The organism is Lelliottia wanjuensis, assembly GCF_030238365.1.
GTDB lineage: Bacteria > Pseudomonadota > Gammaproteobacteria > Enterobacterales > Enterobacteriaceae > Enterobacter > Enterobacter wanjuensis.
Genome location: NZ_JASSOT010000062.1, coordinates 29362 through 54252, shown reverse-complemented (window position 1 = coordinate 54252; position 24891 = coordinate 29362). Strand labels below are relative to the sequence as shown.

Here is a 24891-nt window from a genome sequence, read left to right as displayed (position 1 = left end):
GCATATTATTCTGCGGTCATAATAATAATTCTCGTTTACGTTATCATTCACTCTTTCATCAGAGATATACCAATGGCGCTCAAAACTGCTCAGCCAATGAGTCCTTCGCTGCGTAAAATCGCAGTCGTCGTAGCCACAGCGGTAAGCGGCATGTCTGCTTTAGCACATGCGGCTGAAACCCCTAAAAAAGAAGAAACCATCACCGTTACCGCGGCGCCTGCTGCGACGGAAAGTGCATGGGGACCGGCGGCGACCATCGCGGCGCGTCAATCTGCGACCGGGACCAAAACCGATACGCCTATCCAGAAAGTGCCGCAGTCTATTTCTGTGGTGACCGCTGAAGAGATGGCGCTGCACCAGCCACGCTCGGTGAAAGAGGCGTTGAGCTACACCCCAGGCGTTGCCGTTGGCACGCGTGGCGCATCGAACACCTATGACTATCTGGTGATCCGCGGTTTTGCGGCCGATGGTCAGAGCCAGAACAACTACCTCGACGGTATGAAGATGCAGGGTAACTTCTATAACGACGCGGTAATCGACCCTTATATGCTGGAGCGCGCGGAAATCATGCGTGGTCCGGTTTCCGTCCTGTACGGAAAAAGCAGCCCAGGCGGTTTGCTGAACATGGTCAGTAAGCGTCCGATGACGGAGCCGCTGAAAGAGATCCAGTTTAAAGTCGGCACCGACAGCCTGTTCCAGACCGGGTTTGACTTCAGCGATGCTATCGATGATGACGGCGTGTACTCCTACCGTCTGACCGGCCTGGCGCGTTCTAACAATGCGCAGCAGAAAGGTGCCGAAGAGCAGCGTTACACCATCGCGCCATCTTTCAGCTGGCGTCCTGATGACAAAACCAACTTTACCTTCCTCTCTTACTTCCAGAATGAGCCAGAAACCGGCTACTACGGCTGGTTGCCAAAAGAGGGAACGGTGGAGCCACTGCCAAACGGCAGTCGTCTGCCGACCGATTTCAACGAAGGTGCGGAAAACAATACCTATTCCCGTAACCAGAAAATGGTTGGCTACAGCTTTGACCACGAGTTCAACGACACCTTCACGGTTCGTCAGAACCTGCGTTATGCGCAAAACAAAGTGTCGCAGAACAGTGTTTATGGTTACGGCATGTGTTCCGATCCGCTCTATTCAAAAAACCCGGTAACCAGTCCGTGCGCCGGCGTTCCGCAGTCTCAGTGGGGTCACACCCTGACCCGTCAGTACGTTATCGATAAAGAGAAATTAGAGAATTTCACGGTTGATACACAGCTGCAAAGCAAGTTTGCTACCGGTTCTGTCGATCACACGCTGTTGACCGGCGTTGACTTCATGCGCATGCGCAATGACATCGACTCCTGGTTTGGCTATGCCGGTTCTGTAACGCCATCCGATATTTATAATATTGACCGTAGCGATTTCGATTTCGGTTCACACCCCGGACCGTCAGGCCCGTATCAGGTTCTGAACAAACAGAAGCAAACGGGTCTGTACGTTCAGGACCAGGCGCAGTGGGATAAAGTTCTGGTCACCCTGGGTGGGCGCTATGACTGGGCGGATCAGGATTCTTATAACCGCGTAGCTAATACCACTGCCAAGCGTGATGACACGCAGTTCACCTGGCGTGGTGGCGTTAACTACCTGTTTGATAATGGTGTCACGCCGTACTTTAGCTACAGCGAATCCTTCGAGCCGTCTTCTCTGACCGATGCTCAGGGTCAACCGTTCTCGCCTTCTAAAGGTAAGCAGTACGAAGCCGGCGTGAAATATGTGCCGAGCGAACGTCCAATCGTGCTGACCGGTGCTATCTACCAGCTGACCAAATCTAACAATTTGATGGCTGACCCGGATACGAGCTCCTTCTTCTCCGTTGAAGGCGGCGAAATCCGCTCCCGCGGCGTGGAAATCGAAGCCAAAGCGGCGCTGTCTGCGAGTGTTAACGTGGTCGGGTCTTACACCTACACCGATGCGGAATACACCACCGACACCAACTACAAAGGCAACACCCCTGCGCAGGTGCCAAAACACATGGCTTCCCTGTGGGGCGACTACACCTTCTTTGATGGCGCGCTGTCTGGCCTGACACTGGGTACCGGCGGACGTCTGACCGGCTCCAGCTACGGTGACCCGGCGAACTCCTTCAAAGTGGGCAGTTACACCGTTGTCGATGCCCTGGTACGTTACGATCTGGCGCGCTTTGGTATGGCGGGCTCGAACGTCGCGGTTCACGTCAACAACCTGTTGGATCGTGAATACGTCGCGAGCTGCTTCAACACCTACGGCTGCTTCTGGGGTGCTGAACGCCAGGTTGTCGCCACGGCGACCTTCCGCTTCTAATCTCTTTTCGGGCACGGTTCGCCGTGCCCTTTAACAAGTTGGCCACTATGCAGGAAAATAAAACGCACTCCGATACCACGTTTGCGCTTGATAACACCTCCTTTCGCGTCCCTGGACGCACGCTGCTGCATCCGCTCTCTTTGACATTCCCTGTCGGTAAAGTCACGGGCCTTATCGGTCACAACGGTTCTGGTAAATCCACACTGCTCAAAATGCTGGGTCGCCATCAGCCGCCGTCCGAAGGGGAGATCCTGCTCGACGGGCAGCCGCTCGACAGCTGGAAAAGCAAAGCCTTTGCCCGCAAGGTGGCCTATCTGCCGCAGCAACTGCCGCAGGCCGAAGGGATGACCGTGCGCGAGCTGGTAGCGATTGGACGTTATCCGTGGCACGGCGCGCTCGGGCGTTTTGGGGTGGCCGACAGAGAGAAAGTGGAAGAGGCGATCGCACTGGTGGGACTAAAACCGCTGGCGCACCGTCTGGTGGATAGCCTTTCGGGCGGCGAGCGTCAGCGCGCGTGGATTGCGATGCTGGTGGCGCAGGACAGTAACTGCCTGCTGCTCGACGAACCGACCTCGGCGCTGGATATCGCCCATCAGGTGGATGTCCTGGCGCTGATTCATCGCCTCAGCCAGCAAAAAGGGCTGACGGTGATTGCCGTTCTGCATGATATCAACATGGCCGCACGCTACTGCGATTATCTGGTGGCCCTGCGCGGCGGCGAGATGATTGCTCAGGGCACGCCGTCTGAGCTGATGCGCGGCGAAACGCTGGAACTGATCTACGGTATTCCAATGGGTATCCTGCCTCATCCTGCAGGGGCTGCACCGGTGAGCTTTGTGTATTGATGCTGGATCCAACTTTGATAAGTCGCCGTCGGTTACTGACGGCGCTGGCGCTTTCGCCACTGCTGTTAAAAATGAACACCGCGCGCGCGGCCGCCATCGATCCGCACCGCATCGTGGCGCTGGAGTGGCTACCGGTTGAGCTGATGCTGGCCCTGGGTATCGCGCCCTACGGCGTGGCGGATATTCCCAACTACAACATGTGGGTCAACGAGCCGAAAATCCCGGCCTCGGCTATCGACATCGGTCTGCGCACCGAGCCGAATCTCGAGTTGCTGACCCAGATGAAACCTTCCTATCTGGTCTGGTCTGCGGGCTACGGCCCTTCGCCGGAGACGCTGGCGCGCATCGCGCCGGGGCGGGGCTTCACCTTCAGCGACGGGAAAAAACCGCTGACCATGGCGCGTCACTCGATAAACGAAATGGCCCAGCTTCTGGACCGCGAGGCGGCGGCAAAAGAGCATCTCGACCATTTCGACTATTTTATCGACTCCCTCAAACCGCGCTTTGCCGCGCGCGGCGACCGTCCGTTGCTGATGGTCACGCTGCTGGATGCGCGTCACGTGCTGGTGTTTGGCAAAAACTGCCTGTTCCAGGAAGTGCTCGATCGTTTCAATATTCCGAATGCCTGGGAGGGGGAGATGACCTTCTGGGGCAGCACCACCGTCGGCATCGACCGTCTGGCGCAATTCCGCGATGTGGATGTGCTCTGTTTCGATCATGGCAATGACCGCGAAATGCAAAAGCTGATGGCGACGCCGCTCTGGCAGGCGATGCCGTTCGTGCGCGAGCAGCGATTCCAGCGCGTGCCTGCGGTGTGGTTCTACGGGGCGACGCTTTCGGCGATGCACTTTGCCCGTGTGCTTGACGGTGCGCTGGGAGGCAAAGCATGAAGTCACGGATCGCACTTTTCCCGGCGCTGTTACTGAGCGTCGTTTTCGTTGTCGCACTGGTTTTAACCTGGTCGAATCTGTCGATTGCGCTGCCGCGCGCGCAGTGGGGCCAGGCATTTTCCGTTCCGGATATCGATAACATCCAGCAGATGCTGTTCCACTACAGCCTGTTGCCGCGTCTGGCGATTTCCCTGTTGGTGGGCGCAGGACTGGGGCTGGTCGGCGTGCTGTTCCAGCAGGTGCTGCGTAACCCGCTGGCGGAACCGACGACGCTCGGCGTGGCGACTGGCGCACAGCTCGGGATCACCATTACCACGCTCTGGGCGCTGCCCGGCGCGCTCACCAGCCAGTTCGCGGCGCTGGCGGGGGCCTGCGTGGTCGGCGCGCTGGTGTTCGGCGTGGCCTGGGGAAAACGCCTTTCTCCTGTGACGCTGATTCTGGCCGGTCTGGTGGTGAGCCTCTACTGCGGAGCGATCAACCAGCTGCTGGTGCTGTTCCACCATGATCAGCTGCAAAGCATGTTCCTGTGGAGCACCGGGACGCTGACCCAGACCGACTGGAGCATCGTCCAGCGCCTGTGGCCGCAGCTGATCGGCGGCGTCTTACTGACCTTGCTGCTCCTGCGTCCGCTGACCCTGATGGGGCTGGACGACGGCGTGGCGCGCAATCTCGGGCTGGCCCTTTCCCTGGCACGCCTCGCGGCGCTGACGCTGGCGATTGTGCTCAGCGCCCTGCTGGTGAATGCGGTTGGGATCATCGGCTTTATCGGGCTGTTTGCGCCGCTGCTGGCGAAGATGCTCGGCGCGCGCCGACTGCTGTCGCGCCTGATGCTGGCCCCGCTGATTGGGGCGCTGATCCTCTGGCTTTCGGATCAAATCATTCTCTGGCTGGCGCGGGTGTGGATGGAGGTCTCGACCGGCTCCGTGACTGCCCTGATTGGTGCGCCGCTCCTGCTCTGGCTGCTGCCGCGTCTGCGCAGTATGAGCGCCCCGGCGATGGACGCCGGGGATAAAGTCTATGCCGAACGGCAGCACATTCAGTGGTTTGTTCTGACGGGCCTTATTCTGATGTTGATCGTCGCCTGGATCGCGCTGTCGCTGGGACGTGACGCCAGCGGCTGGCACTGGGCGACCGGCCCGATGCTGGATGAACTGATGCAGTGGCGTTGGCCGCGCATCTTCTCGGCGTTGATCGCAGGTGTGATGCTGGCGGTGGCGGGGTGCATTATTCAGCGTCTGACGGGCAACCCGATGGCGAGCCCGGAAGTGTTAGGCATCAGCTCCGGCGCGGCGTTTGGCGTGGTGATGATGCTGTTCTTCGTGCCGGGCGATGCCTTTGGCTGGCTTATGCCTGCAGGCAGTATCGGTGCCGCCGCGACGCTGATGATCATTATGATCGCCGCCGGACGTGGAGGTTTTTCACCGCACCGAATGCTGCTTGCCGGGATGGCGTTGAGCACCGCATTTACTATGCTGCTGATGATGCTGCAGGCCAGCGGCGATCCGCGTATGGCGCAGATCCTGACCTGGATTTCCGGTTCGACCTATAAAGCGACAGGCGCGCAGGTGTTCCATTCCGGGATTGCCATGGTGTTGCTGCTGGCGATTACCCCGCTGTGCCGTCGCTGGATGACCATTCTTCCGCTGGGCGGTGAAACCGCGCGGGCGGTTGGGGTTGCGCTGACGCCGTCGCGGGTTGGATTGTTGCTACTGGCCGCCTGTCTGACCGCCGTCGCGACCATGACCATTGGGCCGCTGAGCTTTGTTGGCCTGATGGCGCCGCACATCGCGCGCATGATGGGGTTCCGTCGCACGATGCCGCATATCGTGATGTCGGCACTGGTCGGTGGGATGATGCTGGTGATTGCCGACTGGCTGGGCAGGATGGTGCTGTTCCCGTATCAGATCCCGGCAGGGCTGCTGTCGACCTTTATCGGGGCGCCGTACTTTATTTATTTGCTGAGGAAGCAGAGTCGGTAAAAAAAGCCGGGTGGCGGCTTCGCCTTACCCGGCCTACAAAATCGTGACGTTCACGTAGGCCGGGTAAGCGTTAGCGCCACCCGGCAAACAAAACCATCAAAGCTTCGCAAACACCTTGCGCGCCGCGTCGATGGTGTTGTTGATATCCTCTTCGCTGTGCGCCACCGACATAAAGCCCGCTTCGAACGCCGACGGTGCCAGATACACACCTTCCTCAAGCATCAGGTGGAAGAAGCGCTTAAAGCGCTCAACGTCGCACTTCACCACGTCCTGATAGCAGGTCACCGTTTTCGCATCGGTGAAGAAGATCCCGAACATCCCGCCGACGAGGTTCACCACCAGCGGAATCCCCGTCTCTTCTGCGGCTTCCAGCAGGCCGTTTGCCAGCTGCGTGGTCAGATCGGTCAGGGTTTCATGAATTCCCGGCTGCGCCACTTCAGTCAGACAGGCGAAACCGGCGGCCATCGCAATCGGGTTCCCGGACAGCGTTCCCGCCTGATAAACCGGGCCGGTTGGTGCCAGGGCTTCCATCACGTCTTTACGTCCGCCGAAGGCACCCACCGGCATACCGCCGCCGATGATTTTGCCCAGACAGGTCAGGTCCGGCACCACGTCGTAGTAAGACTGGGCACCCGCCAGCGCGACGCGGAAGCCGGTCATCACTTCGTCGATGATCAGCAGCGCGCCGAACTCGTCGCACAGGGCGCGCAGGCCCGGCAGGAATTCCGGCTGCGGTGGGATGCAGTTCATGTTACCCGCGACCGGTTCGACGATGATGCAGGCGATCTCCTGCGGATACTGCTCGAAGGCGGCGCGAACGGTGTCCAGATCGTTATAGGTGCAGGTCAGGGTGTGTTTGGCGAAATCCGCCGGCACGCCCGGAGAGTTCGGCTGGCCGAGGGTCAGCGCGCCGGAACCGGCTTTCACCAGCAGGCAGTCGGCGTGACCGTGGTAGCAGCCTTCGAATTTGATGATTTTATCGCGGCCGGTAAAACCACGCGCCAGACGAATCGCGCTCATGGTCGCTTCCGTACCGGAGTTCACCATGCGCACCATGTCCATGGTCGGGACCAGTTCGGTCACCAGCTCCGCCATTTTCACTTCCATCTCGGTCGGTGCGCCGAAGCTCAGACCGCGCTGTGCCGCTTCAATTACCGCGTTGCGGATGGTCGGGTGGTTATGACCCAGCACCATCGGACCCCAGGAGCCGACATAATCGATATAGGCTTTGCCATCCACATCGTACAGATACGCGCCGTCCGCACGTTCGATAAACAGCGGCGTGCCGCCGACGCCGGTAAAGGCGCGAACAGGGGAGTTCACCCCGCCTGGGATGAGATCGCGTGCAGCACTGTAGAGGTTTTCAGACTTACTCATAGCGTCGTTCCTGGTTCGTAGAAAAGGGTTAAGCCAGCTATTCTAAGGGATTCGCCAGACGTTATAAAATTTTTGCCCGCATGATCCTAAACAATTGTTAAGGATTTTTCAGGCGACGGGCGGCGTCAGGGGCTTTAAAATCCCCTGCGTTATTTGTATGACCAATATAAGAACCCCAGATGACAGCAGAAAACTCCTCTTTTGAAGAACAGCAATTTGCGCGCCGTCGCCGTCGCGACAGCGTCCGACGCTTACTGAATCGCGATAAAACGCCGCTGATGATCCTGGTGGCGGCAGCGGTGGTCGGGACCCTCGCCGGGCTGGTGGGCGTGGCGTTTGAGAAAGCCGTGAATGGCGTTCAGAACTGGCGTATTGGCGCCCTCGGCGGCGTGGCCGATAACCCGTGGCTGCTGTGGTCGCTGGCGTTTGGCCTGTCGGCCGTGCTGGCGATGGTCGGCTATTTCCTGGTGCGTAAATTCGCCCCGGAGGCGGGCGGGTCCGGCATTCCTGAAATCGAAGGGGCGCTGGAAGAGTTACGTCCGGTGCGCTGGTGGCGCGTCATTCCGGTCAAATTTATCGGCGGGATGGGGACGCTCGGGGCGGGGATGGTGCTGGGGCGCGAAGGGCCAACGGTGCAGCTCGGCGGGAATATCGGACGCATGGTGGGGGATATTTTCCGCATGCGCAGCGGCGAGGCGCGGCATACGCTGCTGGCAACCGGGGCGGCGGCAGGGCTGTCGGCGGCCTTTAACGCGCCGCTGGCCGGGATCCTGTTTATCATCGAAGAGATGCGCCCGCAGTTTCGCTACAACCTTATTTCGATCAAGGCGGTTTTCACCGGCGTGATCATGTCGAGCATCGTGTTCCGCATTTTTAACGGCGAATCGGCGGTGATTGAGGTGGGTAAACTCACCAATGCGCCGGTGAATACGCTGTGGCTGTATCTGATCCTGGGGATGATTTTCGGCGTGCTGGGGCCGCTGTTTAACTTCCTGGTGCTCAAAACCCAGGATATGTTCCAGCGCATTCATGGCGGGAATATTACGAAGTGGGTGCTGATCGGCGGTGTGCTCGGTGGCCTGTGCGGCGTGCTGGGCGTGATCCAGCCGGGTTCGGCGGGCGGCGGGTTTAGCCTGATCCCTATCGCCATGGCGGGGAATTTTAGCCTCGGCATGCTGCTGTTTCTGTTTATTTTCCGCGTGGTGACAACGCTGCTCTGCTTCTCGTCCGGCGCGCCGGGTGGCATTTTCGCCCCAATGCTGGCGCTGGGCATGTTGCTCGGCACCGCGTTTGGCATGGCCGCTGCCGCAGGATTCCCGGCGTATGAACTGCAGGCCGGAACCTTTGCGATCGCCGGAATGGGAGCGCTGCTGGCGGCCTCTTTGCGCGCGCCGCTGACCGCCATCGTGCTGGTTCTGGAGATGACGGACAATTATCAGCTCATTTTGCCAATGATCATTACCTGTCTCGGCGCGACACTATTAGCCCAATTTCTGGGCGGAAAGCCGTTATACTCCACTATTCTTGCCCGCACCCTGGCGAAGCAGGAGGCGGCACTGGCTGAGAAGCAGAATACTTGAATGAATTACCAGGGTATTAGATAATGAAAAAAAGAATTGGATGTTTTTTAATCCGATTCAGTAGCAGTATTCATGGGAGCAAAAAATGAGTGATGACGTAGCGCTGCCGTTGCAGTTTACCGAAGCAGCAGCCATTAAAGTGAAAAGCCTGATTGCGGATGAAAATAATCCGGAGCTGAAACTGCGTGTGTATATTACCGGCGGCGGTTGCAGCGGCTTCCAGTATGGTTTTACCTTCGACGATCAGATCAACGACGGTGATATGACGATTGAGAAGCAGGGCGTCGCGCTGGTCGTTGACCCGATGAGCCTGCAGTATCTGGTTGGCGGCGCGGTAGATTACACCGAAGGCCTGGAAGGATCGCGCTTTGTGGTGACCAACCCGAACGCGAAAAGCACCTGCGGGTGTGGTTCTTCGTTCAGCATTTAATGCCGGATGCGCTGCGCTTATCCGGCCTACGGGTAAGTGCAGAAGGGTGCGGCCTGATGCCCTCACTCCGGCCCTCTCCCACGGGGAGAGGGAGAAAACACTAAAAACAGCAACCTTGGGTTGCTGTTTTGCTTTTACCTTCCATTCTCATCCAACGCAAACGTCGGCAGTTTCAGATGCCAGCGAATCGCCGCCAGACGAATCACCAGCGTCACCACCATGCCGATCATCGCCGCGGTTTCCAGCTCAACGCCAAAGGTGTAGAACGCTGTCGCGTGAACGATGCCGCCGATGATACAGGCGGTGGCGTAGATTTCGGTGCGCAGAATCATCGGGATTTCGCGGGCCAGAATATCGCGGATGATCCCGCCGCCGACGCCGGTCAGGACGCCCATGCAAATCGCCACCAGCGGACCGGTTCCCGCCATAAAGGCTTTATTGACGCCGATGCCGACAAACACCGCCAGGCCGACGGCATCCAGCACCGGCAGGATCCATTTCGGTAAACGGCGCGGCTGTCGTACCAGCACGATCGTCAACAGACAGGTCACCATCGCCACTACCAGATCCGTAGGATCTCTGACCCAAAACACCGGGCCATGATCGAGGGCCATGTCGCGGATCGTACCCCCGCCGACGGCCGTCACTACGCCGAGCACTAACACGCCAAACGGATCCATGCGCAGCTTGCCCGCAAGCAGAACGCCGGAAATAGCAAAAACGGCTGTGCCAAGGATATCCAGCCAATAAACGAGCATTTTTCAATCCTCAGACGATGAGGGTTAATTACTGGCCCTGCGCGAGGGCAGAGCAGAGTTGTTTTGCGGCGAGGATAATACGCGGGCTTGCGCGTTCAAACCAGTCACTGTGCAGGGCTATAACCGGAATTTTTAGCTGGCTTTGCCAGAATTGTTCAATTTTCGGAATCTCACTCGCATTCCCAATCACCACAATGGCCTGTGGCTGACGCGCCAGCACCTGTTCGCGGCTGACCTGCGGCCAGGGAACGCGGCTGGCGGCAAAGATATTTTCACCGCCGCACACCTCCAGAACCTGGTTCTGGATCGAACCTTTTCCGGTGGTAAACAGCGGCTGGCTGCCAAACTGCAGGAACACGCGCTTTTTATTTGGGGTGTCGTACTTCGCCTTGAGGGCAGCATAGTCGTTCAGCAGCTGCTGTGCGGCCTGTTCGGCCTTTTTCGGCGTTGGGCTCCAGGGGGCTAACTCGCGTAACGCCTGCGCGACTTGCTCAATGCTGATGGCATCGACCCACAGCACTTTGATGCCCAGTGAGGAGAGTTGATTGACCTGTCGCTCGGCATTCCCGCCGCGCCAGGCCAGCACCAGATCAGGCTTGAGCGCCACGATCCGCTCAAGGTTCATCCCCTGCCAGGTCGAGACCTCTTCAATCTTTTTCGCTTCGGGTGGGTAGTCGGAAAAGCTGCTGACGCCCACAGGGGTGATCCCGGCAGCAAAAGCCAGTTCCGTATTGGCGGGGGAGAGGGTAATGACTCGCGGTGCAGCGAAAAGCCACGCCGGGGCCAGCAAAAAGAGGGCGACCAGCGCCCTTGAAAACTTAGCCACGCGCCAGTTTCTGCACCAGGGTTTCAACCATGATGGTGGACTGTTTGGCGGCAACCGCCAGGAACTCGTCGAAGCTCAGGTGGGATTGCTGATCGGCTACGTCGGAGATGGCGCGAACCACCACAAACGGCACGCTGAAGTTATGGCACACGTGTGCAATCGCGGTCGCTTCCATTTCTACGGCAATCGCCTGCGGGAAGTTGTGGCGGATTTTCGCCAGGCCCACGGAGCCGTTGATAAAGGCGTCGCCGCTGACAATCAGGCCGCGTACGGCGTTCAGGTTCAGCTCGGCGATGCAGCTTTCTGCCGCAGCAATCAGCTTATCGTCGGCTTTAAAGCCTGCCGGACAGCCAGGCAGCTGGCCATACTCGTAACCGAATGCCGTCACATCGGCATCGTGATAGCGCGCTTCATCGGAGACCACGATATCGCCCACTTTCAGCGTAGGAGCCAGACCGCCAGCGGAACCGGTGTTGATGATCACATCCGGTTTACAGCGCTCAAGCAGCAGGGTCGCGCCCAGTGCTGCCGCCACTTTACCGATGCCTGATTTCAGCAGAGCGACGTCAGTCCCGTTCAGCTGGCCGGTGTAGATTTCACACCCACCCAGAGAGAGGGTCTGACAGTTCTCAATTTTGTCACGCAGGAGCGTAACTTCTTCTTCCATTGCACCAATAATGCCGATTTTCATAGATTTACTCGCGATGTGCCTTGTTAAGATGCATAGTCTATCATGCGCATCAGGGGAAACGCATTCTCAGGCGGGGGAGCTCATGGCACCAATCGATTTTCGCAATAAAATTAACTGGCATCGTCGTTTCCGTTCTCCGCAGGGAGAAAAGAGCGAGCACGAGATCCTGCGTATCTTCGAAAGCGATCGCGGGCGCATTGTGAACTCGCCGGCGATCCGCCGCCTGCAGCAAAAAACCCAGGTCTTCCCGCTGGAGCGCAATGCCGCCGTCCGCACGCGTCTGACCCATTCCATGGAAGTACAGCAGGTCGGGCGCTACATTGCCAAAGAGATTTTAAGCCGTCTGAAAGAGCAGCGTTTGCTGGAAACCTACGGTCTGGATGAACTCACCGGGCCGTTCGAAAGCATCGTCGAGATGGCCTGCCTGATGCACGACATCGGCAACCCGCCGTTCGGCCATTTCGGCGAGGCGGCGATCAACGACTGGTTCAAACAGAAACTTTTCCCGTCCGATGCGGCAAGTCAGCCCCTGAGCGAAGACCGCTGCATCTTCAGAGCCCTAAAACTGCGCGAAGGCGAAGAGGCCTTAAACGACCTGCGGCGCAAGGTGCGTCAGGATCTCTGCCAGTTCGAAGGCAATGCCCAGGGGATTCGTCTGGTGCACTCCCTGATGCGCATGAACCTGACGTGGGCGCAGGTGGGCTGCATTCTCAAATATACCCGCCCGGCGTGGTGGATGGGTGAACCGCCCGCGTCGCACAGCTATTTGATGAAAAAGCCCGGCTATTATTTGTCGGAAGAACGCTATATTGAAAGGCTGCGTAAAGAACTTTCACTGACCCCGCACGGGCGCTTTCCATTGACGTGGATTATGGAAGCCGCTGACGATATTTCCTATTGCGTGGCCGATCTGGAAGACGCCGTTGAGAAAAGAATATTTAGCGTCGAGGAGCTTTATCAGCATCTTTACGACGCCTGGGGCAAGCATGAAAAAGGCTCGCTCTTTTCTCAGGTGGTCGAAAACGCGTGGGAAAAATCCCGTTCCAATTCATTGAGTCGCAGTACGGAAGATCAGTTCTTTATGTATTTGCGGGTCAATACCTTAAATAAACTGGTGCCCTACGCGGCGTCGCGTTTTATCGACAATTTACCGGCGATTTTTAGCGGTGAGTTTAATCATGCGCTGCTGGAAGATGACAGCGGGTTTAGCCAACTTCTTGAGTTGTATAAAGATGTCGCCATGCGCCACGTCTTCAGTCATCCGGATGTTGAACAGCTGGAATTACAGGGCTATCGGGTGATCAGCGGCCTGCTGGAAATCTATCGACCGCTGCTGCAATTATCTGTCGACGACTTTACCGAGCTGGTGGAAAAAGATCGCATCAAACGTTTGCCGATTGAAACGCGGTTGCTGCATAAACTCTCGACTCGTCATCGACTTGCCTACGTTGAAACGGTCAGTAAAATCGATCGCGAATCCGTGCAGTGGCCGGTTCTGGAATATTATTATCGCTGCCGTCTTATTCAGGACTATATCAGCGGCATGACCGATTTGTATGCCTGGGATGAATACCGCCGCCTGATGGCAGTGGAATAATGAATGAGTTTTGTAAAGACAAACAATAAATTTTTACTTTTTCCAAAAACTTAATCCCGGAACTTCGGGCTATAAAACGAATCTGACGTACACAGCAATTTTGCGTTATCTGTAAATCGAGATTGAGAACATGAAAAAAACCACATTAGCAATGAGTGCACTGGCTCTGAGTTTAGGTTTAGCGTTATCCCCTCTGACTGCAACCGCAGCGGAGACCGCATCGTCGGCCGCTACGGCGCAGCCGATGCCAAGCCTTGCCCCGATGCTCGAAAAAGTGATGCCATCGGTGGTGAGTATTAACGTTGAGGGGAGCACGACCGTTAATACACCGCGCATGCCGCGCAACTTCCAGCAGTTCTTCGGTGATAACTCACCGTTCTGCCAGGACGGTTCTCCGTTCCAGAGCTCCCCATTCTGTCAGGGTGGCGGCGCTGGTGATGACGCCCCAGGCGGCGGTAACGGCGGCGGCCAGCAGCAGAAATTCATGGCCCTGGGTTCAGGCGTGATCATTGATGCGGCGAAAGGCTATGTCGTGACTAACAACCACGTGGTCGACAACGCCAGCACCATCAAAGTGCAGCTGAGCGATGGCCGTAAATTTGATGCCAAAGTGGTGGGTAAAGATCCGCGCTCTGACATCGCCCTGATCCAGATTCAGGATCCGAAAAACCTGACGGCGATTAAACTGGCTGACTCCGATGCCCTGCGCGTTGGTGATTACACCGTCGCTATCGGTAACCCGTTTGGTCTGGGTGAAACCGTGACCTCCGGTATCGTTTCTGCGCTGGGTCGTAGCGGCCTGAACGCGGAAAACTACGAGAACTTTATCCAGACCGATGCGGCGATTAACCGCGGTAACTCCGGCGGCGCGCTGGTGAACCTGAACGGTGAACTGATCGGGATTAACACCGCGATCCTGGCACCGGACGGCGGCAACATCGGTATCGGCTTTGCGATCCCGAGTAACATGGTGAAAAACCTGACCGGTCAGATGGTTGAATTTGGCCAGGTGAAACGCGGCGAGCTGGGCATTCTGGGTACCGAACTGAACTCCGAGCTGGCAAAAGCGATGAAAGTGGACGCTCAGCGTGGCGCATTCGTCAGCCAGGTGATGCCGAACTCCTCTGCGGCGAAAGCCGGTATCAAGGCGGGTGACGTGATCACCACCCTGAACGGCAAGCCAATCAGCAGCTTTGCGGCGCTGCGTGCTGAAGTCGGCTCTATGCCGGTCGGCAGCAAAGTGTCCCTCGGCCTGCTGCGTGACGGCAAACCGGTGAACGTGAGCCTGGAGCTGCAGCAGAGCAGCCAGAATCAGGTCGACTCCAGCACCATCTTTAGCGGCATCGAAGGTGCGGATATGAGCAACAAAGGCGCAGATAAAGGCGTGGTGGTGAATGATGTTAAAGCCAGCTCCCCGGCAGCGCGTATCGGCCTGAAAAAAGGCGATGTGATTATCGGCGCGAACCAGCAGCCGGTGAAAAACATTGCTGAACTGCGCAAAATTCTCGACAGCAAACCAACGGTGCTGGCGCTGAATATCCAGCGTGGTGACACCAGCCTGTACCTGTTAATGCAGTAATCTCTCCAACCCCTGCCTGAGTGCAGGCAGGGGTTTCTTCGTTTCTGTGACCCTTTCCACAAGTCCATACTTCTCTCCCTGACTTTGTGCATCCGCACAATGCCACACCCTTTGAACTCCCCTATGCTTGAGCTCTGCTCACAGGAGGGGTACATGGCTGGCTGGCATCTCGATACCAAAATGGCGCAGGAAATCGTGGCACGAACCATGCGCATCATTGATACCAATATCAACGTGATGGATGCCCGTGGGCGAATCATCGGCAGCGGCGATCGTGAGCGCATTGGGGAATTGCACGAAGGCGCGCTTCTGGTGCTCTCCCAGGGGCGGGTGGTGGATATCGACGACGCAGTGGCACGGCACCTGCACGGCGTGCGTCAGGGGATCAACCTGCCGCTGCGCCTCGAAGGGGAGATCGTCGGCGTCATCGGTTTGACCGGTGAACCGGAATCCCTGCGCAAATACGGTGAACTGGTCTGTATGACCGCCGAGATGATGCTCGAGCAGTCGCGTCTGATGCACCTCCTGGCGCAGGACAGCCGTCTGCGCGAAGAGCTGGTGATGAACCTGATCCAGGCCGAAGAGCATACGCCTGCGCTGACGGAGTGGGCGCAGCGTCTGGGCATCGATCTCAATCAGCCGCGCGTGGTGGCGGTGATTGAAGTGGACAGCGGCCAGCTCGGCGTGGACAGCGCGATGGCGGAGCTGCAGCAGCTGCAAAATGCGCTGGCGACGCCGGAGCGCAATAACCTGGTGGCGATTGTGTCCCTGACCGAGATGGTGGTCCTGAAACCGGCGCTGAATCAGTTTGGCCGCTGGGATGCGGAAGATCATCGTCGTCGCGTTGAGCAGCTTATCGCGCGGATGAAAGAGAACGGCCAACTGCGTTTTCGCGTCGCCCTCGGCAACTATTTCACCGGGCCGGGCAGCATCGCCCGTTCCTGGCGCACGGCGCGCACCACCATGATGGTGGGGAAACAGCGGATGCCCGAAAGTAGGGGTTATTTCTATCAGGATCTAATGCTGCCCGTGCTGCTCGACAGTCTTCGCGGCGGCTGGCAGGCAAATGAGCTGGCGCGGCCATTGGTGCGTCTCAAGGCGATGGATAACAACGGGCTGCTGCGCCGGACGCTGCAGGCCTGGTTTCGCCATAACGTGCAGCCGCTGGCGACCTCGAAAGCGCTGTTTATTCATCGCAATACGCTGGAGTACCGGTTGAACCGGATTTCGGAGCTGACGGGGTTAGATCTGGGCAATTTCGATGACAGGCTGTTGCTGTATGTGGCGTTGCAGCTGGATGAGCAAAGGTGAGTCATTCATGCCTGGTGGCGTTGCGCTTACCGGGCCAACAAGGTCACCGCACCAGTGGCGGGATCGTAGGCCCGGTAAGCGCAGCGCCACCGGGCGTTTAACTGTACGAACCTCACCTTTGTGCCGGGTGGCGGCTTCGCCTTACCCGGCCTACAGGGAGGTCGCACCAGAGCATTTACTTTCCGCGCGTTAACTTCTCAAGATCCGATTCGATTTCGCTGATCTTGTTGGTCACAACACTTTCCAGATGACGCAGGTCATCCAGGATCTTACGTTTAAGATCGACTTCAGTGCGATCGCGCTGGCAGATCTGATCGAGTTCATCAATGACATAGCGGAGATTCGGGCTGATTTCCTGAACCTCTTTATACCCCTGGCCGACGCCATCGGCGACGACGGTTTTACGTTGACGCGGGTATTTGAACTTCACGCTCTTCGCGAAAAACTCTCCTTTGTCCTTGTGAAAATAGATTTTCAGAATATCGTTGTTCGCTTCCTGGCGGAGGCTGTAACGATCAATTTCATCAGGATTGGTAATGCCCAGACTTTTCAGATTATCGTACATAGCGGTACCCTTGAGCTCAACATAACCTATGAATAATTAACGAAAAAATCTATCTTCGCCACCATCAGATGTAAAAAAAGCGGGGTGGCCCCCGCTTTTTGTTATACCCGATTAATCGATGGTACGCAGCAGTTCGTTGATGCCGACTTTGCCGCGCGTTTTCGCATCGACTTTTTTCACGATAACCGCACAGTACAGGCTGTATTTGCCATCTTTCGACGGCAGGTTGCCGGAGACAACAACAGAACCCGCCGGTACGCGGCCATAATGCACTTCACCCGTTTCACGATCGTAAATGCGGGTGCTCTGACCGATGTAAACGCCCATGGAGATCACCGAGCCTTCTTCTACGATCACGCCTTCAACTACTTCTGAACGCGCACCGATGAAGCAGTTATCTTCGATGATGGTTGGGTTGGCCTGCAGTGGCTCAAGCACGCCACCGATGCCGACGCCGCCGGACAGGTGAACGTTTTTACCGATCTGCGCGCAAGAACCGACGGTTGCCCAGGTATCCACCATGGTGCCTTCGTCAACGTAGGCACCGATGTTCACGTATGAAGGCATCAGTACAGTGTTGCGTGCGATGTATGCACCCTGGCGAACGGCCGCAGGTGGAACCACGCGGAAACCTTCTTTCTGGAAACGCGCTTCGTCGTAATCAGCGAATTTCATCGGCACTTTATCGAAGTAGCGGCTTTCAGCTCCGTCGATAACCTGGTTATCGTTAATGCGGAAAGAGAGCAGCACGGCTTTCTTAAGCCACTGATGAGTTACCCACTGGCCGTCAATTTTTTCCGCGACACGCAGCGCGCCGGAATCAAGCAGAGAAATCACCTGATTCACCGCTTCGCGGGTGACGGTATCCACATTTGCCGGGGTAATTTCGGCGCGACGCTCAAAGGCGGACTCAATAACGTTCTGTAACTGCTGCATTGTTTTTACTCTTTCCATTTCACTAAAAAACACGTCACCCTTTATCGTTTGGATTGAGGGCTGCTGTCAACCGTTGTTGCACTTCAAGTTGCAGCTCATTATTAAGGGCACGCCGGTCGGCGGTGGCGATTATGAATAAATCTTCTACTCGCTCGCCAATGGTTGTAATTCTGGCCCCGTGCAGCGAAATTCCCAGATCCGCAAAAACCTGGCCGACCCGCGCCAGCAGGCCCGGCTGGTCCAAAGCAATCAGCTCGAGGAACGATTTGCGGTCCGTGTGCGTCGGCAGGAAATTGACCTCCGTATCGACGGTAAAGTGGCGCAATTTCGCCGGCTGGCGACGCGGCTGCGGCGGCTGCCAGCTGTGCTGGGTAATCGCCTGTTCCAGACCAAAACGAATGCCTTCGTGACGATCGGACGAGAGCGGGCTGCCGTCCGGCTCAAGCACGATAAAGGTATCCATCGCCATGCCGTCGCGGGTGGTAAAGATCTGCGCGTCGTGAACGCTCAGGTTGCGCCGGTCGAGTTCGGCGCAGACGGCGGCAAACAGATAGGCCCGATCCGGGCTCCAGATAAAGATTTCCGTGCCGCCGCGCGTGGCCTGCGGGCTCAGCAGGATCAGCGGTTTTTTCAGATCGTGCTTCAGCAGGTGCCGTGCGTGCCAGGCGAGCTGATTTGGGCTGTGACGCACGAAATAGTTGGCCCGACAGCGCGTCCAGATCTGGTGCAGCGCTTCCTCATCAATGTTATCCATCCGCAGCAGCGCCAGCGCCTGAAGCTGGTGGTGGCGCACGCGCTCGCGCATATCCGGCGTGTTTTGCATCCCGCGGCGCAGCTGTTTTTCGGTGGCGAAATAGAGCTCGCGCAACAGGCTCTGCTTCCAGCTGTTCCACAGGGTTTCGTTGGTGGCGCAGATATCCGCCACCGTCAGGCAGACCAGAAAACGCAGACGGTTTTCGGTTTGTACGATTTCGGCGAATTGCTTGATCACTTCCGGGTCCTGAATATCGCGACGCTGTGCGGTGACGGACATCAGCAGATGATGGCGCACCAGCCAGGCGACGAGTTGGGTTTCGCGGGAGTTCAGGCCGTGGAGTTCGGCGAATTTCAGCACGTCCTGGGCACCGAGCACCGAATGGTCGCCCCCGCGCCCTTTTGCGATATCGTGGAACAGCGCGGCGATCAGAATCAGTTCCGGGTGGCTCAGGCGCGGCCAGAGCTCAACGCACAGCGGGTGCTTTGAACGCGTCTCTTCTTTGGCAAAACTTTCCAGCTTCAGCATCACGCGAATGGTGTGTTCATCCACCGTGTAGGCGTGGAACAGGTCAAACTGCATCTGGCCGACGATGTGCGACCACTGGGGCATGTAGGCCCAGAGCACGCTGTGACGGTGCATCGGCAGCAGACCGCGGCTGACCGCGCCGGGGTGGCGCAACATGCTCAGGAATAGCGAGCGCGCTTCCGGTATATAGCACAGGGGCTGCGTCAGATGGCGACGCGCGTGGCGCAGATGGCGCAACGTGGTGGAGTAGATCCCGGTGATCGTGCTGTTGCGCACCATGGTGTAGAACATCCGCAGGATCGCTTCCGGCTCGCGGATAAACAGCGTTTCGTCGCGCAGATCGATCAGGGTGCCGCGCAGCTGGAATTCGTCATCGATCGGGCGCGGTTTTTCATCAGTGGTCAGCGCCAGGATCGCTTCGTCGAACAGCTGCAACAACATCTGGTTAAGCTCTGAGACACGGCGGGTGACGCGGAAGAAATCCTTCATCATCTGCTCGACCGGCTCGTTGCCTTCGCCGCTGTAGTTCAGGCGCTGGGCGACGCTGAGCTGACGGTCGAACAGCAGGCGGTTGTCGTAGCGGGTCACTTCCAGATGCAGGGCGAAGCGGATGCGCCACAGCAGATGCAGGCATTCGTTGAGCTCGTTGCGCTCGGCCTCGGTCAAAAAGCCAAAACCGACCATCTCATCCAGCGAGGTGGCGCCAAAATGGCGGCGCGCGACCCACTGCAACGTGTGAATATCCCGCAGGCCGCCGGGGCTGCTTTTGATATCGGGTTCGAGGTTGTAGCTGGTGCCGTGATAGCGCTGGTGGCGGATGTTTTGCTCTTCAACCTTGGCGGCGAAGAAACGCTCCGAAGGCCAGAAGCCGTCGCTGAAAATGTGTTTTTGCAGCTCGAGGAACAGGGCGACGTCGCCGATCAGCAGGCGTGTTTCGATCAGGTTGGTGGCGACGGTGAGATCCGACAGCCCTTCCAGCAGGCACTCTTCGAGAGTGCGCACGCTGTGGCCGACTTCAAGCTTCACATCCCACAGAAGCGTCAGCAGCTCACCAATTTTTTGTGCGTGCTCGTCGGGCAGTTTTTTGCGGCTCAGTACCAGCAGATCGATATCGGAGAGCGGGTGCAGTTCGCCGCGTCCGTATCCGCCGACGGCGACCAGCGCGACGTCGCTGATCTGGCCGAAACCGTAATCGATCCACAGACGTTGCAGCAGCTGATCGATAAATTCGGTGCGCGCTTCGATGAGCTCTTCCGCCGAAATGCCTTCGTCAAAGGCTTTCCCCAGCCAGCGCTGAAAAACGTCGATATGCGCTTTGATATCCGCCACCGTGAGATCGCGCTGCGGCCAGACGCCGGGGTTGTCCGGCTGGTCGGGCAGGGTGGGCAGAGCTGTGTTCGGATACTGTTCAGGTAAAAGGTTACTCATCTCGTGCGCCACCCATAAGTAAAAGCTATAGCCATTAAAAAAGCCGGCATTTGCCGGCTTCTTATTATTCGTTGTGCGAGAGTATCGCCGGGATGGTGTCATCCTTTCGCAACGTCATAATTTCGCAGCCGTTGTCTGTTACCACAATAGTATGCTCGTACTGCGCAGACAAGCTTCTGTCTTTGGTTTTTACCGTCCAGCCATCTTTCATGGTGCGGATGCGGTAGTCGCCGGAGTTCACCATCGGTTCGATGGTGAAGGTCATACCTTTCTGCAGCACCACGCCGCCGTCATCCGCATCGTAGTGCAGAACCTGCGGCTCTTCGTGGAAGACGCGACCAATGCCGTGCCCACAGTATTCGCGCACCACGGAGAAACCTTCCGCTTCGACGAATTTCTGGATCGCGGCACCAATGGTACGCAGACGGATGCCCGGCTTCACCATTTTCAGCGCCAGGTAGAGGCTCTCCTGGGTGATGCGGCACAGGCGCTCGCCGAGGATGGTCGGTTTGCCGACGATAAACATTTTGGAGGTATCGCCGTGATACTCGTCTTTGATGACGGTCACGTCGATGTTGACGATATCGCCATCTTTCAGCAGTTTCTCGTCGTCCGGAATACCGTGACACACCACTTCATTAATAGAGATGCAGACGGATTTCGGGAAACCGTGGTAGCCGAGGCAGGCGGAGACCGCGTGCTGCTCGTTGACAATATAGTCGTTACAAATGCGATCCAGCTCGCCGGTGCTGACGCCCGGTTTGATGTACGGCTCGATCATTTCCAGCACTTCAGCGGCCAGACGACCGGCGACGCGCATCTTTTCAATTTCTTCAGGGGTCTTAATAGAGATAGCCATGTAATCTGTCCATCGGTGTCGATTTTTTCGACAATACTAGTCTAAGTGTTGTCAATGGTACCAGTCTGGAGCGTTGCCTGCCAAATTGAGAATCATTAACAGCACACACCGCCAACAACTGTTGGTTTATGGTGGCGTTTTGTGGTATAAAGCGCGCCGGACTTCCGATCCATTTGTCATACACAAGATGGACCAGAAGCGACAACTCTCACATTGTGTAAATAACACACACGTATCGGCACATATTCCGGGGTGCCCTTCGGGGTCGGTAATATGGGATACGTGGAGGCATAACCCCAACATTTAAATAGAGGTTTTAAACATGGCAACTGTTTCCATGCGCGACATGCTCAAGGCTGGTGTTCACTTCGGTCACCAGACCCGTTACTGGAACCCGAAAATGAAGCCTTTCATCTTCGGCGCGCGTAACAAAGTTCACATCATCAACCTTGAGAAAACTGTACCAATGTTCAACGAAGCCCTGGCTGAGCTGAGCAAGATCTCTTCCCGTAAAGGTAAGATTCTGTTTGTTGGTACTAAACGCGCTGCAAGCGAAGCTGTGAAAGAAGCTGCAAACAGCTGCGATCAGTTCTTCGTGAACCATCGCTGGTTGGGCGGCATGCTGACCAACTGGAAAACTGTTCGTCAGTCCATCAAGCGCCTGAAAGATCTGGAAACCCAGTCTCAGGACGGTACTTTCGATAAGCTGACCAAGAAAGAAGCGCTGATGCGTACTCGTGAGCTGGACAAGCTGGAAAACAGCCTGGGCGGCATCAAAGACATGGGCGGTCTGCCAGACGCTCTGTTCGTTATCGACGCTGATCACGAGCACATCGCTATCAAAGAAGCGAACAACCTGGGTATCCCGGTATTCTCTATCGTTGATACCAACTCCGATCCGGACGGTGTTGACTTCGTTATCCCGGGTAACGACGATGCAATCCGTGCAGTTACACTGTACCTGAGCGCTGTTGCAGCTACCGTTCGTGAAGGCCGTTCCCAGGATCTGGCTTCTCAGGCGGAAGAAAGCTTCGTAGAAGCTGAATAATAAGGTCCTCCCTTATTTAGTACCGTGTATAAATAGGGGCCTCTATCTGGCCCCTTTTTCACTTTTAAGACTGTCTGGTTTCTTAAGCCGGGCAGGACATCTCTCCCGAGGATTAAAGAATGGCTGAAATTACCGCATCCCTGGTAAAAGAGCTGCGCGAGCGTACTGGCGCAGGCATGATGGATTGCAAAAAAGCGCTGACTGAAGCGAACGGCGACATCGAGCTGGCAATCGAAAACATGCGTAAATCCGGCGCAATCAAAGCGGCGAAAAAAGCAGGTAACGTTGCAGCTGACGGCGTGATCATCACCAAAATCGACGGCACCTACGGCATCATTCTGGAAGTTAACTGCCAGACTGACTTCGTGGCTAAAGATGGCGGTTTCCAGGCTTTCGCTAACAAAGTACTGGACGCAGCTGTTGCTGGCAAAATCACTGACGTTGACGTTCTGAAAGCACAGTTCGAAGAAGAACGTGTTGCTCTGGTTGCTAAAATCGGTGAGAACATCAACATCCGTCGTGTTGCTGCACTGGAAGGCGAAGTTCTGGGTTCATACCAGCACGGCGCACGTATCGGTGTACTGGTTGCCGCTAAAGGCGCTGACGAAGAGCTGGTTAAACAGCTGGCTATGCACATCGCTGCAAGCAAACCAGAATTCGTTAAACCAGAAGACGTGTCTGCTGAAGTGGTAGAAAAAGAGTACCAGGTTCAGCTGGACATCGCCATGCAGTCTGGCAAGCCGAAAGAAATCGCAGAGAAAATGGTTGAAGGCCGCATGAAGAAATTCACCGGCGAAGTTTCTCTGACTGGCCAGCCTTTCGTTATGGATCCAAGCAAGTCTGTTGCTCAGCTGCTGAAAGAGCACAACGCTGACGTGACTGGCTTCATCCGCTTCGAAGTGGGCGAAGGCATCGAGAAAGTTGAAACTGACTTCGCAGCAGAAGTTGCTGCAATGTCCAAGCAGTCTTAATGATTGCGAAGGAGCCGCCTGAGGGCGGCTTCTTTTTGCCCCTCGTGTGTAAATCAGACAGACTCCGCTAGTTTCTGTGCTGATATGCGACATACAATGTCGCCAGAATTAACCCCCATCTTAATCGTTGACAGTCTCAGGAAAGAAACATGGCTACCAATGCAAAACCCGTGTACAAACGCATTCTGCTTAAGCTGAGTGGCGAAGCACTGCAGGGAACGGAAGGCTTCGGTATTGACGCAAGCATTCTCGACCGCATGGCACAGGAAATCAAAGAACTGGTTGAACTGGGTATCCAGGTTGGCGTAGTTATTGGCGGCGGCAACCTTTTCCGTGGCGCTGGTCTGGCGAAAGCGGGTATGAACCGCGTTGTGGGCGACCACATGGGTATGCTGGCAACCGTGATGAATGGCCTGGCGATGCGTGATGCGCTTCACCGTGCCTATGTGAACGCCCGCCTGATGTCCGCTATTCCCCTGAATGGCGTGTGTGATAACTACAGCTGGGCAGAGGCGATCAGCCTGCTGCGCAATAACCGCGTGGTGATCCTCTCCGCCGGTACCGGTAACCCGTTCTTTACCACCGACTCCGCTGCCTGCCTGCGCGGGATCGAAATCGAAGCTGACGTGGTGCTGAAAGCGACCAAAGTTGACGGCGTGTTTACTGCCGATCCGGCAACCGATCCTACCGCCACGATGTACGATCAGCTGAGCTACAACGAAGTGCTGGATAAAGAGCTGAAAGTGATGGATCTTGCCGCCTTCACGCTGGCTCGTGACCACAAATTACCGATTCGTGTTTTCAACATGAATAAGCCTGGTGCACTGCGTCGCGTAGTGATGGGCGAAAAAGAAGGCACTTTAATCACGGAATAATTTCCGTTGACGACAAATACAGGTAAGATTCCGCATTACTTTTGTAGTGGGTTTGTTACCTGGACGCGCCTTTGGCGTTGTCATGAATTAAACGCGACTATACTTAGCACACCCATAGCGGCTGTGCTGGCGGATAGTCTGCCTGAGACTAGTGTTCAAGGATTCGTAACGTGATTAACGACATCAGAAAAGATGCTGAAACACGCATGGAAAAATGCGTAGAAGCGTTCAAAAACCAAATCAGCAAAGTGCGTACTGGTCGTGCTTCCCCAAGCCTGCTGGATGGCATTGTAGTGGAATACTACGGTACGCCAACTCCGCTGCGTCAGCTGGCGAGCGTAACGGTAGAAGACACCCGTACCCTGAAAATCAACGTTTTCGATCGTTCATTGGGCCCGGCTGTAGAAAAAGCGATCATGGCTTCTGACCTGGGTCTGAACCCAAGCTCTGCGGGCACTGACATCCGCGTTCCACTGCCTCCGCTGACGGAAGAGCGTCGTAAAGAGCTGATCAAAGTGGTGCGTGGTGAAGCTGAAGGCGCTCGCGTTGCTGTGCGTAACGTGCGTCGTGATGCGAACGACAAAGTGAAAGCGCTGCTGAAAGAGAAAGAAATCAGCGAAGACGACGATCGTCGCTCCCAGGACGACGTGCAGAAAATGACTGACGCAGCGATCAAGAAAGTTGACGCGGCGCTGGCAGATAAAGAAGCGGAACTGATGCAGTTCTGATTTCTGAC

Annotated in this window: 21 protein-coding genes; 13 read left to right on the top strand and 8 right to left on the bottom strand. The window is 56.6% G+C overall.

The genetic code is table 11. The features are described 5' to 3' along the window. Positions 1–72: 72 nt before the first annotated feature. From fhuA to fhuB, 4 genes are read left to right on the top strand one after another with little or no spacing between them, the layout of a single operon-like run. On the top strand, positions 73–2328 hold the full coding sequence (gene fhuA / locus QQF33_RS13035) for a ferrichrome porin FhuA (protein ID WP_285157943.1): 2256 nt from the start codon (positions 73–75) through the stop codon (positions 2326–2328). A 47-nt stretch (positions 2329–2375) separates the two neighbouring features. After that, the gene (fhuC, locus tag QQF33_RS13030) at positions 2376–3173 is read left to right on the top strand and encodes a Fe3+-hydroxamate ABC transporter ATP-binding protein FhuC (RefSeq protein ID WP_282491694.1); all 798 of its coding nucleotides are present in this window, start codon (positions 2376–2378) and stop codon (positions 3171–3173) included. Further along, the gene (fhuD, locus tag QQF33_RS13025; RefSeq protein WP_285157942.1) at positions 3173–4063 is read left to right on the top strand and encodes a Fe(3+)-hydroxamate ABC transporter substrate-binding protein FhuD; all 891 of its coding nucleotides are present in this window, start codon (positions 3173–3175) and stop codon (positions 4061–4063) included. Before fhuC ends, fhuD begins: the two co-directional genes overlap by 1 nt. Continuing rightward, positions 4060–6042, top strand: coding sequence for a Fe(3+)-hydroxamate ABC transporter permease FhuB (gene fhuB, locus QQF33_RS13020; protein ID WP_285157941.1), 1983 nt, complete (start codon positions 4060–4062; stop codon positions 6040–6042). The genes fhuD and fhuB overlap by 4 nt, the downstream gene beginning before the upstream one ends. 96 nt (positions 6043–6138) lie before the next feature. On the opposite strand, the gene hemL is transcribed toward fhuB, so the two are convergent. After that, positions 6139–7419 carry a glutamate-1-semialdehyde 2,1-aminomutase gene (gene hemL / locus QQF33_RS13015; RefSeq protein ID WP_285157940.1) on the bottom strand — a complete coding sequence of 427 codons (1281 nt, stop codon included), beginning with the start codon at positions 7417–7419 and terminating at the stop codon, positions 6139–6141. A 179-nt stretch (positions 7420–7598) separates the two neighbouring features. On the opposite strand from hemL, the gene clcA reads away from it, so the two are divergent. Together clcA and erpA are read left to right on the top strand one after the other, a co-directional pair. Continuing rightward, a complete protein-coding gene (clcA, locus tag QQF33_RS13010) occupies positions 7599–8999 on the top strand; it encodes a H(+)/Cl(-) exchange transporter ClcA (RefSeq protein ID WP_285157939.1) in 1401 nt (466 codons plus the stop codon). A gap of 85 nt (positions 9000–9084) precedes the next feature. Further along, positions 9085–9429 carry an iron-sulfur cluster insertion protein ErpA gene (gene erpA / locus QQF33_RS13005; RefSeq protein WP_100777570.1) on the top strand — a complete coding sequence of 115 codons (345 nt, stop codon included), beginning with the start codon at positions 9085–9087 and terminating at the stop codon, positions 9427–9429. Positions 9430–9563: 134 nt separating this feature from the next. On the opposite strand, the gene QQF33_RS13000 is transcribed toward erpA, so the two are convergent. The 3 genes from QQF33_RS13000 to mtnN are packed head-to-tail and all read right to left on the bottom strand — an operon-like array spanning position 9564 to position 11704. After that, a complete protein-coding gene (locus QQF33_RS13000; protein WP_282491699.1) occupies positions 9564–10187 on the bottom strand; it encodes a TRIC cation channel family protein in 624 nt (207 codons plus the stop codon). A gap of 28 nt (positions 10188–10215) precedes the next feature. After that, positions 10216–11013: a vitamin B12 ABC transporter substrate-binding protein BtuF gene (btuF, locus tag QQF33_RS12995; RefSeq protein ID WP_282491700.1), complete on the bottom strand. Its 798-nt coding sequence runs from the start codon at positions 11011–11013 to the stop codon at positions 10216–10218. Further along, positions 11006–11704: a 5'-methylthioadenosine/S-adenosylhomocysteine nucleosidase gene (gene mtnN / locus QQF33_RS12990; RefSeq protein ID WP_100777567.1), complete on the bottom strand. Its 699-nt coding sequence runs from the start codon at positions 11702–11704 to the stop codon at positions 11006–11008. The genes btuF and mtnN overlap by 8 nt, the downstream gene beginning before the upstream one ends. Before the next feature lie 82 nt (positions 11705–11786). Between mtnN and dgt the strand changes: the two genes are divergently transcribed. From dgt to cdaR, 3 genes are all read left to right on the top strand, one after another. Further along, the gene (gene dgt, locus QQF33_RS12985) at positions 11787–13301 is read left to right on the top strand and encodes a dGTPase (RefSeq protein ID WP_285150685.1); all 1515 of its coding nucleotides are present in this window, start codon (positions 11787–11789) and stop codon (positions 13299–13301) included. Between the two features lie 130 nt (positions 13302–13431). After that, positions 13432–14880 (top strand): serine endoprotease DegP, encoded by a 1449-nt coding sequence (gene degP / locus QQF33_RS12980; RefSeq protein WP_285145963.1) that lies wholly within the window; start codon positions 13432–13434, stop codon positions 14878–14880. A gap of 153 nt (positions 14881–15033) precedes the next feature. After that, a complete protein-coding gene (gene cdaR / locus QQF33_RS12975; protein ID WP_012016110.1) occupies positions 15034–16191 on the top strand; it encodes a DNA-binding transcriptional regulator CdaR in 1158 nt (385 codons plus the stop codon). Positions 16192–16366: 175 nt separating this feature from the next. Here the strand turns inward: cdaR and QQF33_RS12970 are convergent, their stop codons facing one another. From QQF33_RS12970 to map, 4 genes are all read right to left on the bottom strand, one after another. Beyond that, positions 16367–16756 (bottom strand): DUF3461 family protein, encoded by a 390-nt coding sequence (locus QQF33_RS12970; RefSeq protein ID WP_100777563.1) that lies wholly within the window; start codon positions 16754–16756, stop codon positions 16367–16369. 111 nt (positions 16757–16867) lie between these two features. Beyond that, positions 16868–17692 carry a 2,3,4,5-tetrahydropyridine-2,6-dicarboxylate N-succinyltransferase gene (gene dapD, locus QQF33_RS12965; RefSeq protein ID WP_282491704.1) on the bottom strand — a complete coding sequence of 275 codons (825 nt, stop codon included), beginning with the start codon at positions 17690–17692 and terminating at the stop codon, positions 16868–16870. A 34-nt stretch (positions 17693–17726) separates the two neighbouring features. After that, positions 17727–20402: a bifunctional uridylyltransferase/uridylyl-removing protein GlnD gene (glnD, locus tag QQF33_RS12960; protein WP_282491705.1), complete on the bottom strand. Its 2676-nt coding sequence runs from the start codon at positions 20400–20402 to the stop codon at positions 17727–17729. Positions 20403–20466: 64 nt separating this feature from the next. Further along, entirely contained in the window at positions 20467–21261 is a 795-nt protein-coding gene (gene map, locus QQF33_RS12955) for a type I methionyl aminopeptidase (protein ID WP_102104629.1), read from the bottom strand. 322 nt (positions 21262–21583) lie between these two features. Here map and rpsB point away from each other — a divergent pair, with 322 nt between their 5' ends. The 4 genes from rpsB (at position 21584) to frr (ending at position 24883) form a co-directional block, all read left to right on the top strand. Then, positions 21584–22309, top strand: coding sequence for a 30S ribosomal protein S2 (rpsB, locus tag QQF33_RS12950; protein ID WP_282491706.1), 726 nt, complete (start codon positions 21584–21586; stop codon positions 22307–22309). Between the two features lie 119 nt (positions 22310–22428). After that, positions 22429–23280, top strand: coding sequence for a translation elongation factor Ts (gene tsf / locus QQF33_RS12945; RefSeq protein WP_282491707.1), 852 nt, complete (start codon positions 22429–22431; stop codon positions 23278–23280). A 149-nt stretch (positions 23281–23429) separates the two neighbouring features. Beyond that, entirely contained in the window at positions 23430–24155 is a 726-nt protein-coding gene (pyrH, locus tag QQF33_RS12940) for a UMP kinase (RefSeq protein WP_100777558.1), read from the top strand. 170 nt (positions 24156–24325) lie between these two features. Continuing rightward, positions 24326–24883, top strand: coding sequence for a ribosome recycling factor (frr, locus tag QQF33_RS12935; protein ID WP_095280841.1), 558 nt, complete (start codon positions 24326–24328; stop codon positions 24881–24883). Positions 24884–24891: the final 8 nt, after the last annotated feature.

Coding starts and splice junctions, on each gene's coding strand:
- rpsB (WP_282491706.1), top strand. CDS start 21,584: ATGGCAACTGTTTCCATGCGCGACATGCTCAAGGCTGGTGTTCACTTC.
- map (WP_102104629.1), bottom strand. CDS start 21,261: ATGGCTATCTCTATTAAGACCCCTGAAGAAATTGAAAAGATGCGCGTC.
- pyrH (WP_100777558.1), top strand. CDS start 23,430: ATGGCTACCAATGCAAAACCCGTGTACAAACGCATTCTGCTTAAGCTG.
- tsf (WP_282491707.1), top strand. CDS start 22,429: ATGGCTGAAATTACCGCATCCCTGGTAAAAGAGCTGCGCGAGCGTACT.
- QQF33_RS13000 (WP_282491699.1), bottom strand. CDS start 10,187: ATGCTCGTTTATTGGCTGGATATCCTTGGCACAGCCGTTTTTGCTATT.
- dgt (WP_285150685.1), top strand. CDS start 11,787: ATGGCACCAATCGATTTTCGCAATAAAATTAACTGGCATCGTCGTTTC.
- erpA (WP_100777570.1), top strand. CDS start 9,085: ATGAGTGATGACGTAGCGCTGCCGTTGCAGTTTACCGAAGCAGCAGCC.
- hemL (WP_285157940.1), bottom strand. CDS start 7,419: ATGAGTAAGTCTGAAAACCTCTACAGTGCTGCACGCGATCTCATCCCA.
- dapD (WP_282491704.1), bottom strand. CDS start 17,692: ATGCAGCAGTTACAGAACGTTATTGAGTCCGCCTTTGAGCGTCGCGCC.
- mtnN (WP_100777567.1), bottom strand. CDS start 11,704: ATGAAAATCGGCATTATTGGTGCAATGGAAGAAGAAGTTACGCTCCTG.
- degP (WP_285145963.1), top strand. CDS start 13,432: ATGAAAAAAACCACATTAGCAATGAGTGCACTGGCTCTGAGTTTAGGT.
- clcA (WP_285157939.1), top strand. CDS start 7,599: ATGACAGCAGAAAACTCCTCTTTTGAAGAACAGCAATTTGCGCGCCGT.
- fhuC (WP_282491694.1), top strand. CDS start 2,376: ATGCAGGAAAATAAAACGCACTCCGATACCACGTTTGCGCTTGATAAC.
- cdaR (WP_012016110.1), top strand. CDS start 15,034: ATGGCTGGCTGGCATCTCGATACCAAAATGGCGCAGGAAATCGTGGCA.
- fhuD (WP_285157942.1), top strand. CDS start 3,173: ATGCTGGATCCAACTTTGATAAGTCGCCGTCGGTTACTGACGGCGCTG.
- fhuA (WP_285157943.1), top strand. CDS start 73: ATGGCGCTCAAAACTGCTCAGCCAATGAGTCCTTCGCTGCGTAAAATC.
- fhuB (WP_285157941.1), top strand. CDS start 4,060: ATGAAGTCACGGATCGCACTTTTCCCGGCGCTGTTACTGAGCGTCGTT.
- QQF33_RS12970 (WP_100777563.1), bottom strand. CDS start 16,756: ATGTACGATAATCTGAAAAGTCTGGGCATTACCAATCCTGATGAAATT.
- glnD (WP_282491705.1), bottom strand. CDS start 20,402: ATGAGTAACCTTTTACCTGAACAGTATCCGAACACAGCTCTGCCCACC.